This is a genomic window from Burkholderia glumae LMG 2196 = ATCC 33617 (genome assembly GCF_000960995.1).
Lineage (GTDB): Bacteria > Pseudomonadota > Gammaproteobacteria > Burkholderiales > Burkholderiaceae > Burkholderia > Burkholderia glumae.
Genome location: NZ_CP009435.1, coordinates 1,827,046 through 1,843,704, shown reverse-complemented (window position 1 = coordinate 1,843,704; position 16,659 = coordinate 1,827,046). Strand labels below are relative to the sequence as shown.

16 protein-coding genes are annotated in these 16,659 nt (G+C 70.9%); 12 read left to right on the top strand and 4 right to left on the bottom strand.

Translation table 11 applies throughout. The features are described from left to right. Positions 1-163: 163 nt before the first annotated feature. The 7 genes from KS03_RS20910 (at position 164) to ureG (ending at position 5,730) form a co-directional block, all read left to right on the top strand. Positions 164-1,078 (top strand): urease accessory protein UreD, encoded by a 915-nt coding sequence (locus KS03_RS20910; protein ID WP_012734839.1) that lies wholly within the window; start codon positions 164-166, stop codon positions 1,076-1,078. A 223-nt stretch (positions 1,079-1,301) separates the two neighbouring features. Beyond that, a complete protein-coding gene (locus tag KS03_RS20905) occupies positions 1,302-1,604 on the top strand; it encodes an urease subunit gamma (protein WP_012734838.1) in 303 nt (100 codons plus the stop codon). Between the two features lie 7 nt (positions 1,605-1,611). Then, positions 1,612-1,917 (top strand): urease subunit beta, encoded by a 306-nt coding sequence (locus KS03_RS20900; RefSeq protein ID WP_012734837.1) that lies wholly within the window; start codon positions 1,612-1,614, stop codon positions 1,915-1,917. A 62-nt stretch (positions 1,918-1,979) separates the two neighbouring features. After that, positions 1,980-3,686: an urease subunit alpha gene (gene ureC / locus KS03_RS20895; RefSeq protein ID WP_012734836.1), complete on the top strand. Its 1,707-nt coding sequence runs from the start codon at positions 1,980-1,982 to the stop codon at positions 3,684-3,686. Between the two features lie 7 nt (positions 3,687-3,693). Further along, positions 3,694-4,407, top strand: coding sequence for an urease accessory protein UreE (ureE, locus tag KS03_RS20890; protein WP_012734835.1), 714 nt, complete (start codon positions 3,694-3,696; stop codon positions 4,405-4,407). Continuing rightward, positions 4,394-5,074 carry an urease accessory protein UreF gene (locus KS03_RS20885; protein ID WP_012734834.1) on the top strand — a complete coding sequence of 227 codons (681 nt, stop codon included), beginning with the start codon at positions 4,394-4,396 and terminating at the stop codon, positions 5,072-5,074. The genes ureE and KS03_RS20885 overlap by 14 nt, the downstream gene beginning before the upstream one ends. An 11-nt stretch (positions 5,075-5,085) precedes the next feature. After that, positions 5,086-5,730 (top strand): urease accessory protein UreG, encoded by a 645-nt coding sequence (gene ureG / locus KS03_RS20880; RefSeq protein WP_012734833.1) that lies wholly within the window; start codon positions 5,086-5,088, stop codon positions 5,728-5,730. Positions 5,731-5,812: 82 nt separating this feature from the next. Here the strand turns inward: ureG and waaA are convergent, their stop codons facing one another. From waaA to KS03_RS20860, 4 genes are all read right to left on the bottom strand, one after another. After that, positions 5,813-7,204 (bottom strand): lipid IV(A) 3-deoxy-D-manno-octulosonic acid transferase, encoded by a 1,392-nt coding sequence (gene waaA, locus KS03_RS20875; protein ID WP_012734832.1) that lies wholly within the window; start codon positions 7,202-7,204, stop codon positions 5,813-5,815. 40 nt (positions 7,205-7,244) lie between these two features. After that, complete coding sequence (locus KS03_RS20870) at positions 7,245-8,129, bottom strand: Kdo hydroxylase KdoO (protein WP_012734831.1); 885 nt, start codon at positions 8,127-8,129, stop codon at positions 7,245-7,247. Positions 8,130-8,139: 10 nt separating this feature from the next. Further along, on the bottom strand, positions 8,140-9,135 hold the full coding sequence (gene waaC / locus KS03_RS20865; protein ID WP_012734830.1) for a lipopolysaccharide heptosyltransferase I: 996 nt from the start codon (positions 9,133-9,135) through the stop codon (positions 8,140-8,142). Positions 9,136-9,382: 247 nt separating this feature from the next. Beyond that, a complete protein-coding gene (locus KS03_RS20860) occupies positions 9,383-10,777 on the bottom strand; it encodes a phosphomannomutase/phosphoglucomutase (protein WP_012734829.1) in 1,395 nt (464 codons plus the stop codon). A 251-nt stretch (positions 10,778-11,028) separates the two neighbouring features. On the opposite strand from KS03_RS20860, the gene KS03_RS20855 reads away from it, so the two are divergent. From KS03_RS20855 to KS03_RS20835, 5 genes are all read left to right on the top strand, one after another. Next, entirely contained in the window at positions 11,029-12,291 is a 1,263-nt protein-coding gene (locus KS03_RS20855) for an oligosaccharide flippase family protein (protein WP_012734828.1), read from the top strand. After that, positions 12,288-13,115: a glycosyltransferase gene (locus KS03_RS20850; protein ID WP_012734827.1), complete on the top strand. Its 828-nt coding sequence runs from the start codon at positions 12,288-12,290 to the stop codon at positions 13,113-13,115. Before KS03_RS20855 ends, KS03_RS20850 begins: the two co-directional genes overlap by 4 nt. Positions 13,116-13,149: 34 nt before the next feature. Continuing rightward, positions 13,150-14,286, top strand: a complete 1,137-nt coding sequence (locus KS03_RS20845) for a glycosyltransferase family 4 protein (protein WP_012734826.1) — start codon at positions 13,150-13,152, stop codon at positions 14,284-14,286. Positions 14,287-14,298: 12 nt separating this feature from the next. Next, on the top strand, positions 14,299-15,321 hold the full coding sequence (gene galE, locus KS03_RS20840; RefSeq protein WP_012734825.1) for a UDP-glucose 4-epimerase GalE: 1,023 nt from the start codon (positions 14,299-14,301) through the stop codon (positions 15,319-15,321). A gap of 196 nt (positions 15,322-15,517) precedes the next feature. Then, positions 15,518-16,630: an MraY family glycosyltransferase gene (locus tag KS03_RS20835; RefSeq protein WP_012734824.1), complete on the top strand. Its 1,113-nt coding sequence runs from the start codon at positions 15,518-15,520 to the stop codon at positions 16,628-16,630. The last annotated feature ends 29 nt before the right edge of the window (positions 16,631-16,659 follow it).

Genomic DNA, 16,659 nt, shown 5'->3' with positions numbered 1-16,659 from the left:
GCCGTGCGCGACAGCCGCCCGCCGCCGGGCCTGAGGTAGCATGACGGGGCACGGCACGCGGCGCGGCGCCGATGCCCGCTCCGCCCGCCGCGCACGCCGCGCCCGCCGTCGACTCACCGATTCACCAATGCACCGCCCGATCACCCGACGCCTCCCCAACTCGATGTCCGCCCACGATCCGCACGCCCGCCCCACCGCCGATGCTCCCGATGCTTCCGGCACGTCCGCCCCGCCCCCGCCGGCCGCCAAGAAATCGTGGCGCGCGACGCTCGAACTCGGCTTCGAGCGGCAGCAGGCGCGCACGGCGCTCGTGCACCGCCGCCACGACGGCCCGCTGCGCATCCAGCGCCCGCTGTACCCGGAGGGCGACGCGGTCTGCCACGCCGTGATCGTGCATCCGCCCGGCGGCGTGGCGGGCGGCGATCGGCTCGACATCGCGGTCAAGGTGGGCGCCGGCGCCCATGCGGTGATCACGACGCCCGGCGCGACCAAGTGGTACAAGTCGAACGGGCTCGACGCGCGGCAGCGCATCGCGATCGAGGTCGGCGACGGCGCGAGGCTCGACTGGCTGCCGCAGAACAATCTGTTCTTCGACGCGGCGCAGGCCTCGCTCGAGTTCTCGCTCACGCTCGGCGAGCGCGCCAGCGCGCTCGGCTGGGACGCCTCGCAGCTCGGCCGGCAGGCGGCCGGCGAGACCTGGTCGCTGGGCCGCATCGCGTCCCACGCGCGCATCGGCACCGCGGCCGGCGAACCGCTCTGGATCGAGCGCGCCCACCTCGGTGCCAGCGAACCGCTGCGCGTCACGGCACAGGGCCTTGCCGGCTTCCCGGTCTACGGCACGCTGTGGGCGATCGGCGACGCCTGCAGCGAGGCGCTGGCCGAATCGCTCGCGTCGGCGCTGCCGTTCGACACCGCGCTGCGCGCCGGCGCCACCTGCGTCGCGCCGCGCGTGCTGCTGATCCGCGCGCTCGCGGCCTCGATGGAGCCGCTGCAGCAGCTATTCGTCTCGCTCTGGACCCAGCTGCGCCCGATCGTGCATGGCATCGAGGCGCGTCCGCTGCGCCTCTGGCAGACCTGAGCGCCACGCACCCGCGTGGTGCGCACGCGCATCGCGCGCTGGCCGCCCGCGCACCAGAGCAGGGAAAATCCCCCCGAATTCGCCCATAGCGACGCACTGTCGCATGGCACACGGCTTGCATTCTGAAACGTTCCGACGCCATCGGCGCCGGCGGTGCTACGATCGTTGACCACACGCCCCATGCACGCACGCATTATTACGTCAAGCTAAATATCCCGCTTTCATGAAGCTGACTCCACGAGAAAAAGACAAGCTGCTGATCTTCACCGCCGCGCTGCTCGCCGAGCGCCGCCGCGCACGCGGCTTGAAGCTCAACTATCCCGAGACGGTCGCGTTCATCACCGCGGCGCTGATGGAGGCGGCACGCGACGGCAGGACCGTGGCCGAGGTGATGCACTACGGCACCACCCTGCTCACGCGCGAGGACGTGATGGACGGCGTGCCCGAGATGATCCCCGACATCCAGGTCGAGGCGACCTTCCCCGACGGCACCAAGCTCGTCACCGTCCACCACCCGATTCCGTGAGGCCGCGATGATTCCCGGTGAGATCCTCGTCGACGACGGCGAACACGAACTGAACGCGGGCCGCGCCACCGTCGTGCTGACGGTGGCCAACACCGGCGACCGGCCGGTGCAGGTCGGCTCGCACTACCACTTCCACGAAGTCAACGATGCGCTGTCGTTCGATCGCGCGGCCGCGCGCGGCTACCGGCTCAACATCGCCTCGGGCACCGCGGTGCGTTTCGAGCCGGGCCAGACGCGCACCGTCGAGCTGGTCGCGCTGGCGGGCGCGCGCGTCGTCTACGGCTTCCAGGGCAAGGTGATGGGCGCGCTCTGAGCGCCCGCCGCCTCCATTCGTTGCGCACAGGGCGCCCGCCGGCGCCCCGGGGATTCCACACCATGACACTACGCTTGAGCCGCCGCGCCTACGCGGAAATGTTCGGCCCGACCACGGGCGACCGCATCCGTCTCGCCGACACCGAACTGCTGATCGAGGTCGAGCGCGACTGCACGATCTACGGCGAGGAAGTGAAATTCGGCGGCGGCAAGGTGATCCGCGACGGCATGGGCCAGTCGCAGCGCGTGGCCGCCGAGGTGGCCGACACCGTCATCACCAACGCGGTGATCCTCGACCACTGGGGCATCGTGAAGGCCGACATCGCCATCAAGGACGGCCGCATCGCCGCGATCGGCAAGGCCGGCAATCCCGACATACAGCCCGGCGTGACGATCGCGATCGGCGCGGCCACCGAGGTGATCGCCGGCGAAGGCATGATCGTCACGGCCGGCGGCATCGACACGCACATCCATTTCATCAGCCCGCAGCAGATCGACGAGGCGCTCGCCTCGGGCGTGACCACCATGATCGGCGGCGGCACCGGCCCCGCCGCCGGCACCAATGCCACCACCTGCACGCCGGGGCCGTGGCACCTCGAACGGATGCTGCAGGCCGCCGACGGCTGGCCGATCAACATCGGCTTTCTCGGCAAGGGCAACGTGAGCCTGCCGAAGCCGGCCGAGGAGCAGATCGCCGCCGGCGCGATCGGCCTCAAGCTGCACGAGGACTGGGGCTCGACGCCGGCCGCGATCGACAACTGCCTCACCGTGGCGGACGCCACCGACACGCAGGTGGCGATCCATACCGACACGCTCAACGAGGGCGGCTTCGTCGAGTCGACGGTGGCCGCGTTCAAGGGCCGCACGATCCACACCTATCACACCGAGGGCGCGGGCGGCGGCCACGCGCCCGACATCCTGAAGGTCTGCTCGGAACTGAACGTGCTGCCCTCGTCGACCAACCCGACGCGGCCGTATACGATCAACACGCTCGACGAGCACCTCGACATGCTGATGGTCTGCCATCACCTCGATGCGTCGATCGCCGAGGACCTCGCGTTCGCCGAATCGCGGATCCGCCGCGAGACGATCGCGGCCGAGGACATCCTGCACGATCTCGGCGCCCTGTCGATGATGTCGTCCGACTCGCAGGCGATGGGCCGCGTGGGCGAGGTGATCATCCGCGCGTGGCAGACCGCGCACAAGATGAAGGTGCAGCGCGGCGCGCTGCCCGAGGACGGCGCGCGCAACGACAACTTCCGCGCCAAGCGCTACGTCGCGAAGTACACCATCAACCCGGCGCTCACGCACGGCATCGCGCACGAGGTCGGCTCGATCGAGCCCGGCAAGTGGGCCGACCTGGTGCTGTGGCAGCCGGCGTTCTTCGGCGTGAAGCCGGCCATGATCCTGAAGGGCGGGATGATCGCGGTGGCCCAGATGGGCGATCCGAACGCGTCGATCCCGACGCCGCAGCCGGTCCATTTCCGCGACATGTTCGCCACGCGCGGCGGCGCGCTGGGCCGCACCTCGCTGACCTTCGTCTCGCAGCTCGCGGCCGATGCCGGCGTGGCGGCGCGCTACGGGCTTGCCAAGCGCGTCGTGGCGGTCCGCCACTGCCGCAGCGTGACCAAGGCCGACATGATCCACAACGCGTGGCGGCCGAGCATCAGCGTCGATCCCGAGACCTACGACGTGGTGGCCAACGGCCAGCTGCTGACCTGCGAGCCCGCCACCGTGCTGCCGATGGCGCAGCGTTATTTCCTGTTCTGACCACTCCATGCGCACGCTCGACAAACGCATCGCCCCCCCCGTCAGGCTCGCCGCGTCGCTGGTGGCGCGCGCGCCCACCCTCACGCTCGCCTACGACGCACGCTGCAGGAGCCGCTTCGCGGCCACCCTCGACTCGGGCGAGGAGCTCGGCGTGGTGCTGCCGCGCGGCACCGTGCTCGCCGACGGCGACGTGCTGGTGGCCGACGACGGCGGCCTGGTGCGGATCGTCGCCGCCGCCGAGGCGGTGCTGCTGGTGCGCGCGCCCGACGCGCTGACCCTCACGCGCGCCGCCTACCACCTCGGCAACCGCCACACGCCGGTCGAGATCGGCACGCACACGCTCAAGCTCGAATACGATCCGGTGCTGGCCGACATGCTGACCCGGCTCGGCGCGCGCGTCGAACGCGTCGAGGCGCCGTTCCAGCCCGAGGCGGGCGCCTATGGCGGCGGCCACCGGCACGGCCACGACGCCACCTTCGCCGAGGACTACGCGCTCGCGCAGCAGGTGTATGGCGAGCATCACGGGCACGCGCATTCGCACGGCGGCCACGGCCACCCGCACGCCCACGACCACCCGCATTCACACGATGGTCACGCCTGCGGCCACGATCACCCGCGCGACCACGCGCACGATCCCGCAGCCGGGCAGGACCCGGCCGGCGCCGGCGGCCATCGCCACGGCCCCGCCTGCACGCACCGGCACGGCCATGGACACGGCTGAGCTCGTCGCGCTGCTGCATCTGGCCTCGCCGGCGCTGCCGATCGGCGCGTTCAGCTATTCGCAGGGCTTCGAGGCCGCGCTCGACGCGAACCTGATCCACGACGCCGACAGCGCGCGCGACTGGATCGCGAGCGGCCTGGCCGACGTGCTCGCGGCGGGCGAGCTGCCGTTGCTCGCCCATCAGCTCGAGCGCTGGCGCCGCCACGACGCGGCCGCGCTCGCCGAGGCCAACGCCGAGTTCGTCGCGAGCCGCGAATCGGCCGAGCTGCGCCGCGAGACCGAGCAGATGGGCTGGTCGCTCGCGCAGCTGTGCGGCGCGCTCGAATGGAGCGACGCCGGCCGCCGCGCCACGCTCGCCGCGCTGCGGCCGGTCGCGCTGCCCACCGCCTACGCGTTCGCGGCGGCCGCGCACGACGCGGCACCCGAGGCCGCGCTCGCCGCCTACGCGTTCGGCTGGGTGGAGAATCAGGCCGCCGCCGCGCTGAAGGCGGTGCCGCTCGGCCAGCTCGCCGGCCAGAAGATCCTCGTCTCGCTGCGCGGCACGATCGCCGCCGCGGTGAGCCGCGCGCTCGCCACGCCGCCCGAGGCGATCAATACCTTCGCGCCGCTGCTCGGCATCCTGTCGGCGCGGCACGAAACCCAGTACTCCCGACTGTTCCGCTCCTGAACGCTGCCCCCATGACTCCCTCTTCCTCCTCATCCCGCCGCACCAAGAAGCTGCCGCCGCTGCGCGTGGGCATCGGCGGCCCGGTCGGCTCCGGCAAGACCACCCTGCTCGAAATGCTCTGCAAGGCGATGCGAGAACGCTACGACCTCGTCGCGATCACCAACGACATCTACACCAAGGAAGACCAGCGCCTGCTGACGGTGGCCGGCGCGCTGCCCGAGGCGCGCATCATGGGCGTCGAGACGGGCGGCTGCCCGCACACGGCGATCCGCGAGGACGCGTCGATCAATCTCGAGGCCGTCGACCGCATGCTGGGGCGCTTTCCCGACGCCGACATCGTCTTCATCGAGTCGGGCGGCGACAACCTCGCGGCCACCTTCAGCCCCGAGCTGTCGGACCTGACCATCTACGTGATCGACGTGGCCGGCGGCGAGAAGATCCCGCGCAAGGGCGGCCCGGGCATCACCAAGTCGGACCTGCTCGTCATCAACAAGACCGACCTCGCGCCGCTGGTCGGCGCGAACCTCGACGTGATGGCCTCCGACACGCGCAGGATGCGCGGCGAGCGGCCCTATGTGATGACCAACCTGAAGGCGCTCGACGGCGTGGCCGAGGTGGTCGCGTTCATCGAGAAGAAGGGATTGCTGGCGGCCTGACGGTGCCGGCCCTGCCTGGCCCGCCAAGCAAGCCGGGCACGCGCGGCGGCCGGCGGCCGAGGCCGCGCCGCGGGTTCCGGGCTCAAGCCGGCTCGGGCTCGCCGCCGTCGCTCGCGTCGTGCTCGCCTGCGCCCTCGCCGCCGCGCGCGGCCGCGCCCGGTGGCGGCAGCAGCGCGGTCAGCACGTCGACGGTGCGGGCGGTCGCGCCGCGATGGCGCGCCGCGAACGCGGCGCCGGCCGCGCCCATCGCGGTGCGCCGCGCCGGATCGGCGAACAGCGCGTCGAGCGCCGTGGCCAGTTCGGCCGGATCGCGCACCTGCGCGGCGGCGCCAGCCGCCACCGCGTCGGCGGTGGCCTGCGTGAAGTTGAACATGTGCGGCCCGATCAACACCGGCACGCCCACCGCGCAGGCCTCGATCAGGTTCTGGCCGCCGAGCGGCAGCAGGCTGCCGCCGATGAAGGCCGCGTCGGCAGCCGCGTAGTAGGCGCCCAGCTCACCCATCGAATCGCCCAGCAACACCGCGACGCCGGCATCGAGCGGCGCGGCCGTGAGGCCGGCGGCCGCGGCCGCGCCGGGCGCCCAGTGCGTCGAGCGCCGTGCGAGCGCGAGCCCCTCGCGCCCGGCCAGCGCGGCCACCTCGTCGAAGCGCTGCGGATGGCGCGGCACCAGGATCAGCAGCGCGCCGGGCGTCTTCAGCGCCGCGAACGCGCGCAGCACCAGCGCCTCCTCGCCCTCGCGCGTGCTGGCCGCCACCCACACGGGCCGGCGGCCGATCGCCTCGCGCCATGCGCGACCGCGCGCAACCAGCTCGGGCGGTGTGCTCATGTCGAACTTCAGGTTGCCGAGCACCACCACGTTGCGCGCGCCGAGCGCCATCAGCCGCTCGGCATCGGCAGGGCTCTGCGCGAGCACGCGCGAGAAGCCGCCGAACACCTCGCGCGCGGCCGGCCCGAACCGCGCGGCGCGCCGGAACGAGCGCGCCGACATGCGCGCGTTGGTCAGCACCAGCGGCACCGCGGCGCGCCGGCATTCGTCGATCAGCGTCGGCCAGACCTCGGTCTCCATCACGAGCCCGAGCGTGGGACGCCAGGCGCGCAGGAAACGGCGCACCAGATGCGGCATGTCGTAGGGCAGATAGGCGCGCAGCACGCGCGCGCCGAACAGCTGCTCGCCGGTCGCGCGCCCGCTCGGCGTCATGTGCGTGAGGAGCAGCTTCGCGTCGGGCCGCGCGGCCAGCAGCGCCTTGATCAGCGGTTGCGCGGCGCGCGTTTCGCCCACCGACACCGCGTGGACCCAGATCAGCGGCGCGCTGTCGTCGGGGCCACGCGCGGCGCGCATGGCCGGCGCGAGATGGCCGAAGCGCTCGCCGATATGCTCGCGATAGCCGCGCTCGCGGCGCGACCGCCAGAACAGGCGCACTACCGCGGCGGGCGCGACGATCCACCAAAGCGCGCGATACACCGCTCTCAACATGACGCCATCATCATCGTGATTTCCATTCGGTTTGCCGCGCTCAGACGAGCGCGCGCTGCTGCAGGCGTTCGAGGATGCCGAGCGGCGCGCATTCGGGCCGCACCATCGCCTCGACAGGCAGGAAGAAGGTCTGCTCCATCATGAACTGGCCCGACATCACCGCGTGCGAGGTTTGGTCCGAGAAACAGATCCAGACGCAGCCGGACGGGAACGGCATGGTCTGCTGCGGGCTGGTGCGCTGATAGTCGAGGTCGGCCTTCATCGCGTCGTGCAGACGCAGCATCAGGTGGTCGTAGGCGCTGCGCCGCGACTTGGTCACGTGCAGCAGCTCGAGCAGCCGGGCCGACCCCGGCCACTGCGGGCGGATACCGGGCAGGAAGCGTCTGGCGACATCCTCGAACGGCTCGCCCACGCGCCACACGCGCGGCACGCCGGCCGGGTTGACGTTGGCGAACACGCGCAGGATCCGCTCGCCATAGTTCGGCCGCGACGGAAACGCATCCACGTGCAGCCGGCTGTCGTCCTTGCGCCACGAGGTGGCGCGCGTCTCGACCTGGCACAGGCGCAGGCTGGTCGGTGCCATGCGCAGCTTGCCGCGATACTCGGGGAAAAGGCCGTCCACCAGCGTGCCGGCCTGCTGCTTGAAGCGCGCCACCAGCGCGCGCACGGCCGACTGCGTGACCGCGTCGCCCTGCACGCCGGCCACCGCGCTGCCGTCGGGGGCGAGGCTGATGTTCTTGCGCTTCGGGTCGGCCAGTGCCGGATCGAGCAGCGCTTGCTCGCCGCCGTCGATCGCGAAGCGCAGCTTCGGGAAATACAGCACGCGGCCAGTCTCGAGCGCGGCCAGCAACTGCTCGCGCGGCACCGCCAGTTGCTCGCCGCGCCAGTCGGCCGATGCGATTTCGAGGATCTGGGATTCGCTCATGAGCCCATTGTTACAGGAGACCGAACGACGCGAGCGCGCCCTTCACCTGGGACAGCGAGGGCGGCGCGCCGGCCGTACCGAGATTGACGACGTTCGGCGACCAGTAGCCCCCCGTGCGCCAGGCGGTCGCGAAATTGTACAGTTCGACGGTGGGCCGCTTGAGCGCCGCCGCGATGTGGACGAGCCCCGTATCGACGCCGACGGTGGCCGCCGCGCCGTCGATCAGCCCGACCACGGCCGGCAGCGACAGCTTCGGCGGCACGATCGCGGCCGCGCCGAACTCCTTCGCGAGCCGTTCGCTCGTGGCGCGCTCCGCGTCGCTGCCCCACGGCAGCACCAGCGACGCGCCGCGCCGCACGAGCGCCTGGCCGAGCTCGATCCAGGCGGCGTCGGGCCACTGCTTGTCGGCGCGCGAAGTCGCATGAACGAACACGACGTAGGGTACTGGAAGATTGAGCTGCAACGAGGCGAGCGCACGCGCCGCCTGATGCGTATCAAGACCGAAATCGAGATCGTCGGTGGGCGCCGGCGGCGGGACGCCGAGCGCCGCGGCCACCAGCTCGCGCGTGCGCTCGACCACATGCGTGCGCGGCGCGATCGGCACGCGGCGGCGGTAGAAGAAGCGCACCGGCCACTCGTAGCCGGCGCCGTCGGTGCGGTTGCCGAGCCCGACGAGCGGCCCGCGCGCCCAGCTCGCCACCCACGCGCTCTTGATCAGCCCCTGGCAGTCGATCACGAGGTCGTAGTGCTCTTTCGCGATGCGCCGGCGGAACGCGGCGATCTCGCGCCAGGTGCGCACGCTGCCGAGCGACTTGCGCCAGCGCCGCAGCGAGAACGGCAGCACCTCGCGCACGCCGCGCACGAGCTTGACCAGATCGACGAAGCCTTCCTCGACCAGCCAGTCGATCTGCGCGTCCGGATAGCGCCGGCGAATGTCGGCGATGACCGGCATGTTGTGGACGACGTCGCCGAGCGACGACACGCGCACGATCAGAATTTTTTGCACACTGAAGAAACGGCGAGAGGCCGGTACGGACCGAAAGACGCGATTTTATCGCGTCGGCCGGCTTTGTCCCGGATTTTGTCCCGGGCAGGCGGGACACGGCGCAGGCGGCCTGCGCCGGGCGGGGGGATCGACGGCGGGGCCCGAAGCAGCAAGCAAGGGCCCGGGCGGCCGGGCCGCGCACCACGGCAAGCGCCGCGCGAGCGCGGCACCGGCGCGGCCAGCGGCGCGCCGGCGCGGGTGCGCCGCGTCAGAACGGCAGCTTGGCGTCGGGCTTGGCGGCCGTCAGCGCGCGGCGGAAGTCGTCCTGAATGCGCGCGAGCGCCTCGGCCGTGTTCGCCTCGAAGCGCAGCACCACCACCGGCGTGGTGTTCGACGAGCGGGCCAGACCGAAGCCGTCCGGATACTCGACGCGCAGCCCGTCGATCGTGACCACCTCGTCGGCCCCGTCGAACTTCGCGTTCGCGCGCAGCGCCTCGATCAGGGCGACGTTCTCGCCTTCCTCGAGCTTGAGCTGCAGCTCCGGCGTCGATTCGGCGTTCGGCAGGCCGTTGAGCAGCGCGCTCGGGTCGGCCACGCGCGCGAGGATCTCGAGCAGGCGCGCGCCCGTGTAGAGGCCGTCGTCGAAGCCGTACCAGCGATCCTTGAAGAACACGTGGCCGCTCATCTCGCCGGCGAGCGGCGCGCCGGTCTCGCGCAGCTTGGCCTTCACGAGCGAGTGGCCGGTCTTCCACATCAGCGGCTCGCCGCCCTTGTCGCGAATCCACTGCGCCAGGTTGCGCGTGCATTTGACGTCGTAGATGATCTGCGCGCCCGGGTTGCGCGACAGCACTTCCTCGGCGAACAGCATCATCTGGCGGTCCGGATAGATGATCTGGCCGTCCTTGGTGACCACCCCGAGCCGGTCGCCGTCGCCGTCGAACGCGAAGCCGATCTCGGCATCGGTCTGCTTCAGCGCGCGGATCACGTCCTGCAGGTTCTCGGGGTGCGCCGGGTCCGGATGGTGGTTCGGGAAGTTGCCGTCGATCTCGGTGAACAGCTCGACGAGTTCGCAGCCGAGCGCCTTGAACAGGCGCGGCGCGAGTTCGCCCGCCACGCCGTTGCCGGTGTCGACCACGATCTTGATCGGCCGCGCCAGCTTGATGTCGCCGACGATGCGCTGCAGGTAGGCCTCGGCCACGTCGTGCCGCTCGTAGCTGCCGCTGCCCTCGGCGAAGTCTCCCGCCACGATGCGGCGATACAGCGCCTGGATCTGCTCGCCGTAGATCGCCGCGCCGCGCAGCACCATCTTGAAGCCGTTGTAGTCGGGCGGGTTGTGGCTGCCGGTCACGACGATGCACGAATCGACGCGGCGCTCGCCGGCCGCGAGCGGCAGCGGCACGCTGGCGGCGAAATAACCCACCGGGGTCGGCACCATGCCGACGTCGACCACGTCGACGCCCGCCGCGCGCAGCCCGTCGGCGAGCGCGCCGATCAGCTCCGGCCCGGACAGCCGGCCGTCGCGCGCCACCACCACGGCGTCGCCGCCCTGGGCGCGCACCTCGCTGCCGAATGCCCGACCGATCGAGCGGGCCGTCTCGGCATCGAGCGTCTTGCCGATCACACCGCGAATGTCGTATGCCTTGAAGATGGATTGGGAAATCATCGATTCACTCTCTGTCGTGCATGGAAAAAGGTGGCAATCCCGCGCGCCGCGGCGATACGCTGCCGGCCGGCACCCCGCCGATGTCGGGTTCGAACCCGAACAACTTATAATCGATTGTTTCGACCGGACCGGTCGCCGACCGTGTCCGCGAGCCGCCCATTCTAATGCGTGGATGTTTCAGCGCAGCAAATTAGAAATTGGGCGGCACCGGCCGGACGCGGCCACGTACCCATTTTCTTCCGATTTTTTTCATGCTGAAGCTTTCGCGCATCGCCAACCCCGATGTCGCTCGCGCCGCCGCGAACCTGGTTTGGCTCGGCCTCGAGCGCCTCACGCAGATCGGCGTGGCGATCGTGATCAGCGGCCTGCTCGCGCGCGCGCTCGGCCCCGAGACGTTCGGCAAGTGGCAGTACGCGAACACGCTGCTGCTGGTGCTGGCGCCGCTGACCTGGGTGTGCGGCGCCGAGATCCTGGTGCCGACCATCGTCCAGCGTCCGGCCGAGCAGCTCGGCGCCGTGCTCGGCAGCGCGTTCGCGCTGCGCATCTCGGTGTCGGCCGCCGCGCTCGCGCTGACCTGGGCAGGCATCGCCGCGCACTGGGTCGATCCGCTCGTCGGCGCGATGCTGGCCGGACTCGCGGTGACGATGGTGCTGCGCGAGCCGTTCGTGGGCGTGGTCAACGCCTGGCTGCAGAGCATGACCTACAGCAAGCCGCAGCTGATCGCCAGCATGGCGGCCGCGCTCGGCAAGGCCGTGCTGGTCTGGCTGCTGGTGCGCGCCTCCGCGGCGCCCGCCAGCTACGGCTGGCTGTGGGCGCTCGAGGCCGGCGCCATCGCGCTCGCGCTGATGCTCTACTACCGGCACCGCCACGGCGGCCGGCTCGGCTGGCGCGTCGAGGCGCCCCTGTTCCGCCATTTCGCCTCGGCGGGCACGGTGTTCTGGTTCGGACTCGTCTGCATGTACCTGTTCCTGAAGCTCGACCGGCTGATGCTCGAGCGCCAGGTGTCGTTCGCCGAACTGGGCCGCTACGCGGCGGCGCAGCAACTGAACGAGAACTGGATCACGCTCGCGCTGCTGCTCGCCCAGACCATCGCGCCCGCCTTCGTCTACCGCGTGGGCGAGACGGCGCGGCTGCGCCGCAACGTCTGGCGGCTAATGGCGATGACCAGCGCGCTGATGGTGGCCGGCGCGGCGGTGCTCGACCTGCTCGCGCCCTTCATCATCGGCCGCGTGTTCGGGCCGGGCTTCGCGCAATCGGCATCGATCTTCCGCTGGGCCGTCTGGCTCTCGGTGCCGGCCGGGATCGAGGCGATCGGCAACCTGGTGGTGCTCAAATACCAGGCGAAATTCGTGCTGCTCGCGAAATGGCTGCTCGCGCTGGCCGTGGCGGCTCTCGCCAACACCTTCGCGATCCCGGCGCTCGGCCTGTACGGCGCGCTGGTCGGCCTCGCCGCCGGCTACCTCGCGGCCGCCTCGGTCAACTTCTACTACATCCGCCAGAGTCTGCACTCATGACGCCCTCCCCCGCCTGCGCCGGCACGCTCGACGACGTCGCGGTGCTGATCCCCGCCTACAACGGCCACCACGACCTCGAACGCACGCTCGACTCGCTCGATGAGCCGGCCCATGTGCAGGTGCTGGTGGTGGACGACGGCAGCACGCCGCCGATCGCGCCGCGCGCGCGCGACGGCCTGACCGTGGAGGTGCTGCGCATGCCGCGCAACGGCGGCATCGAGCGCGCGCTCGCAGCCGGCATCGACGCGCTCGCGGCTCGCGGCTTTCGCTATGCCGCGCGGCTCGATGCCGGCGATCTGGCCGTGCCGAACCGGCTCGTGAAGCAACGCGCGTTCCTGGCCGCGCACCCGCGCGTGGCCTGTGTCGGCACCTGGGCTCAGGTGGTGGCGCGCGACGGCCGGCCGCTTTTCATGCTGACGCCGCCCGCCGATCCGGCGCGGCTGCGCCGCACGCGCTTCCTGCGCTCGCCGCTCGTGCATCCGTCGGTGATGCTCGATATCGCCCGGGTCGTGGAGGTCGGCAACTATCGGATCAAATATCCGGCCGCCGAGGATCTGGACATTTTTTTGCGCTTAATGGAACGCTACGATTGCGCGAACCTGCCCGAACTCGGCCTATATTACGAACTGAACGAAGGCGGCATCAGCGCCACGAAGCGGCGCCGCCAGATCCGCTCCACGCTCGCGCTGGTGCTGCGCCATTTCGACGTCGGCAACCCCTGCGACTGGGGCGGCCTGGCGAAATACCTGCTGCATCTCGTCACGCCGTATGCGCTGCTGCACCGGCTCAAGCGCCGCTCGTTCGCGCCGCGCCCGCCGGCCTGACGCCCCGGTTCCGTTTCCCTTTCACCATCGCCCCATGAGTCCTGTTCCCGCGCTGCGCATCGTCCTCGTCTGCAACACCGCCTGGGCGATCCACACCTACCGCCACGGCCTGATCCGCATGCTGGTGGCCAGCGGCGCCGAGGTCGTGGTGCTCGCGCCGCGCGACCGCACGGTCGAGCCGCTCGTCGCGATGGGCTGCCGCTACATCGAGTTGCCGGTCGCCTCGAAGGGCACCGATCCGCTCGAGGATCTGCGGATGCTGGCCGCGATGCGCCGCCACTACCGCGAGCTGCGCCCGCAACTGGTGTTCCATTACACGATCAAGCCGAACATCTACGGCTCGATCGCGGCCTGGCTCGCGCGCGTGCCGTCGGTGGCGGTCACCACCGGACTCGGCTACGTGTTCATCCGCGAGAGCCGCGCGGCCTCGATCGCCAAGCGGCTCTACCGGTTCGCGTTCCGCTTCCCGCGCGAGGTGTGGTTCCTCAACCGCGATGACCTGGCGACCTTCGAGGCGTCGCGCCTGCTCGTGCATCCGGAGCGCGCCCGGCTGCTGCACGGCGAAGGTGTCGATATCGAGCAGTTCGCGGCCACCCCGCTGCCCGAGCGCGAGACCTTCCGGTTCGTGCTGATCGGCCGGCTGCTGTGGGACAAGGGCGTGCGCGAGTTCGTCGACGCCGCACGCGCGCTGCGCCCGCGCTACCCGCAGGCGCGCTTCGCGCTGCTGGGGCCGGCGGGCGTCGACAATCCGAGCGCGGTATCCCGGCGCTACGTCGACGAATGGGTGCGCGACGGCCTGATCGAGTATCTTGGCGAGGCGCACGACGTGCGTCCGCATATCGAGGCGGCCGACTGCGTGGTGCTGCCGTCGTATCGCGAAGGCGTGCCGCGCACGCTGATGGAGGCCTCCGCGATGTGCCGCCCGATCGTCGCCACCGACGTGCCGGGCTGCCGCGACGTGGTGGCCGACGGCGAGACCGGCCTGCTCTGTCTCGCGCGCGACAGCGCGAGCCTGGCCGAGAAGATGGCGGCGATGCTGGAGATGCCGGCCGAGGCGCGCCGCGCAATGGGCCGGCGCGGCCGCGAGAAAGTGTTGCGCGAGTTCGACGAGGCGAACGTCGTCGAACGCTATCGAGAAACCATCCGTGCACTGACAGGCACGGCACTCTGAAGGAGGGCAAGCATGAGTGACAAAGGCACCATCCTCGTGACGGGCGGTGCGGGCTTCATCGGCTCGCATACGGCCGTCGAACTGCTCGGCCACGGCTACGACGTCGTGATCGTCGACAACCTGGTCAACAGCAAGCGCGTGGCCGTCGACCGGATCGCCGAGATCGCGGGCCGCGCACCCGTGTTCCACGAGCTCGACGCGTGCGACGAGGCCGCGCTCGACAAGGTGTTCGACGCCCACCCGATCACGGCGGCGATCCACTTCGCGGCGCTCAAGGCGGTGGGCGAGTCGGTGGCCAAGCCGATCGACTATTACCGCAACAACCTGGGCAGCCTGCTCTCGCTGCTCGCGGTGATGCGCGCGCGCGAGGTCAGGCAGATGGTGTTCAGCTCGTCGGCGACCGTCTACGGCGTGCCCGAGCGCTCGCCGATCGACGAATCGTTTCCGCTCTCAGCCACCAACCCCTACGGCCAGACCAAGCTGATGGCCGAGCAGATCCTGCGCGACCTCGAGATCTCCGACCCGTCGTGGCGGATCGCGACGCTGCGCTACTTCAACCCGGTGGGCGCGCACGAGAGCGGCCTGATCGGCGAGGACCCGGCCGGCCTGCCGAACAACCTGATGCCCTATGTCGCGCAGGTCGCGGTGGGCAAGCTCGAACGCCTGCGCGTATTCGGCAACGACTACCCGACGCCCGACGGCACCGGCGTGCGCGACTACATCCACGTGGTCGACCTGGCGCGCGGCCACCTCGCCGCGCTCGACGCGCTGCGCCAGCGCGACGCCAGCTTCACGGTGAACCTCGGCACCGGGCGCGGCTACAGCGTGCTCGACATCGTGCGCGCGTTCGAGGCCGCGAGCGGGCGCAAGGTGCCCTACGAAATCGTCGCGCGCCGGCCCGGCGACGTCGCCGAGTGCTACGCGGACCCGGCCCGCGCGGCCGAGCTGATCGGCTGGCGCGCCGAGTACGGCATCGAGCGCATGTGCACCGACCACTGGCGCTGGCAGGAGAAGAATCCGCGCGGCTTCGCCTGAGCTGCGCGGGCGGCACGCGGCACGGCCAGCCCGCCCGGGCTCGGCCGCGCCGCCCGCGTGCCGGCCCGGCCGCGGATCCCGCGCAATCCCTTGACGCACAAGGGAAAGGCGCTTTCGGGGCCAACAGGGCGTCCTGTATAATCCGCTGTCCCCGTTTCCGGCTCGACGCCGGCCCTGCTCGCCCTTCGGCTCGTCCATGCTCAGCTTCGCCGTCGCGTTCCTCGCCTCCCTGTCCGTCACGCTGCTCATCATCCGCTATGCGCATCTGCACGAGAAATTCTCGATCGACGGCGACCTGGCAGGGGTGCAGAAATTCCATGCCCGTCCGGTGCCGCGCGTCGGCGGCCTCGGCATCGTCGCGGGCCTGCTGGCCGGCTGCGTGCCGCTCGCGCTGCGCTACCCGACGGTGGCCGGCAGCATCGCGGGGCTCGCCGCCTGCGGCGTGCCCGCGTTCGCCTCGGGGCTCGCCGAGGATCTGACGAAGCGGGTCTCGCCGCGCGCGCGCCTGATCTGCACCATGGCCGCCGCGGCGGTCGCGTTCGTGCTGGTCGGCGTGGCGATCACGCGCATCAGCGTGCCGCCGCTCGATTTCCTGCTCGGCTACACGGCGATCTCGGCCGTGGTCACGGTGCTGGCCGTGGCCGCGCTCGCCAACGCCGTCAACATCATCGACGGCTTCAACGGCCTGGCATCGATGGTCGCGTTCATGATGTTCGCCTCGCTCGCCTATGTCGCCTTCCAGGTGTCCGACCCCATCGTGCTGTCGGCCTCGCTCGTGATGATGGGCGCGATCATGGGCTTCTTCATCTGGAACTTCCCGGCCGGGCTGATCTTCCTCGGCGACGGCGGCGCCTACTTCATCGGCTTCATGCTCGGCGAGCTGTCGATCCTGCTCGTGATGCAGCACCGTGAAGTGTCGGCCTGGTATCCGGTGCTGCTGTTCATGTACCCGATCTTCGAAACCTGCTTCTCGATCTACCGGAAGAAGTTCGTGCGCGGCATCTCGCCCGGCATCCCCGACGGCGTCCACCTGCACATGCTCGTCTACAAGCGGCTGATGCGCTGGGCCGTCGGCGCGCGCACCGCGCACGACCTGACGCGCCGCAATTCGCTGACCTCGCCCTATCTGTGGCTGCTCTGCCTCGTGGCCGTGATTCCGGCCACGCTGTTCTGGCGGCATACGGTGCACCTGTTCGCGTTCGTGCTGGTGTTCGTCTTCACCTACGTATGGCTCTACGTCAGCATCGTGCGCTTTCGCGCGCCGCGCTGGCTGGTGGTGCGCAAGCAGCGCGCGCGGCATCCTCACTGAGGCGCGGGCGGCGTGCCGCGCGGCGCCGG

Excerpts from the sequence above, each read along its gene's own strand:
- KS03_RS20870 (WP_012734831.1), bottom strand. The coding sequence starts at position 8,129 with ATGAGCGAATCCCAGATCCTCGAAATCGCATCGGCCGACTGGCGCGGC.
- galE (WP_012734825.1), top strand. The coding sequence starts at position 14,299 with ATGAGTGACAAAGGCACCATCCTCGTGACGGGCGGTGCGGGCTTCATC.
- KS03_RS20905 (WP_012734838.1), top strand. The coding sequence starts at position 1,302 with ATGAAGCTGACTCCACGAGAAAAAGACAAGCTGCTGATCTTCACCGCC.
- ureE (WP_012734835.1), top strand. The coding sequence starts at position 3,694 with ATGCGCACGCTCGACAAACGCATCGCCCCCCCCGTCAGGCTCGCCGCG.
- ureG (WP_012734833.1), top strand. The coding sequence starts at position 5,086 with ATGACTCCCTCTTCCTCCTCATCCCGCCGCACCAAGAAGCTGCCGCCG.
- KS03_RS20855 (WP_012734828.1), top strand. The coding sequence starts at position 11,029 with ATGCTGAAGCTTTCGCGCATCGCCAACCCCGATGTCGCTCGCGCCGCC.
- KS03_RS20860 (WP_012734829.1), bottom strand. The coding sequence starts at position 10,777 with ATGATTTCCCAATCCATCTTCAAGGCATACGACATTCGCGGTGTGATC.
- KS03_RS20850 (WP_012734827.1), top strand. The coding sequence starts at position 12,288 with ATGACGCCCTCCCCCGCCTGCGCCGGCACGCTCGACGACGTCGCGGTG.
- KS03_RS20910 (WP_012734839.1), top strand. The coding sequence starts at position 164 with ATGTCCGCCCACGATCCGCACGCCCGCCCCACCGCCGATGCTCCCGAT.
- KS03_RS20835 (WP_012734824.1), top strand. The coding sequence starts at position 15,518 with ATGCTCAGCTTCGCCGTCGCGTTCCTCGCCTCCCTGTCCGTCACGCTG.
- KS03_RS20845 (WP_012734826.1), top strand. The coding sequence starts at position 13,150 with ATGAGTCCTGTTCCCGCGCTGCGCATCGTCCTCGTCTGCAACACCGCC.
- KS03_RS20885 (WP_012734834.1), top strand. The coding sequence starts at position 4,394 with ATGGACACGGCTGAGCTCGTCGCGCTGCTGCATCTGGCCTCGCCGGCG.
- KS03_RS20900 (WP_012734837.1), top strand. The coding sequence starts at position 1,612 with ATGATTCCCGGTGAGATCCTCGTCGACGACGGCGAACACGAACTGAAC.
- ureC (WP_012734836.1), top strand. The coding sequence starts at position 1,980 with ATGACACTACGCTTGAGCCGCCGCGCCTACGCGGAAATGTTCGGCCCG.
- waaA (WP_012734832.1), bottom strand. The coding sequence starts at position 7,204 with ATGTTGAGAGCGGTGTATCGCGCGCTTTGGTGGATCGTCGCGCCCGCC.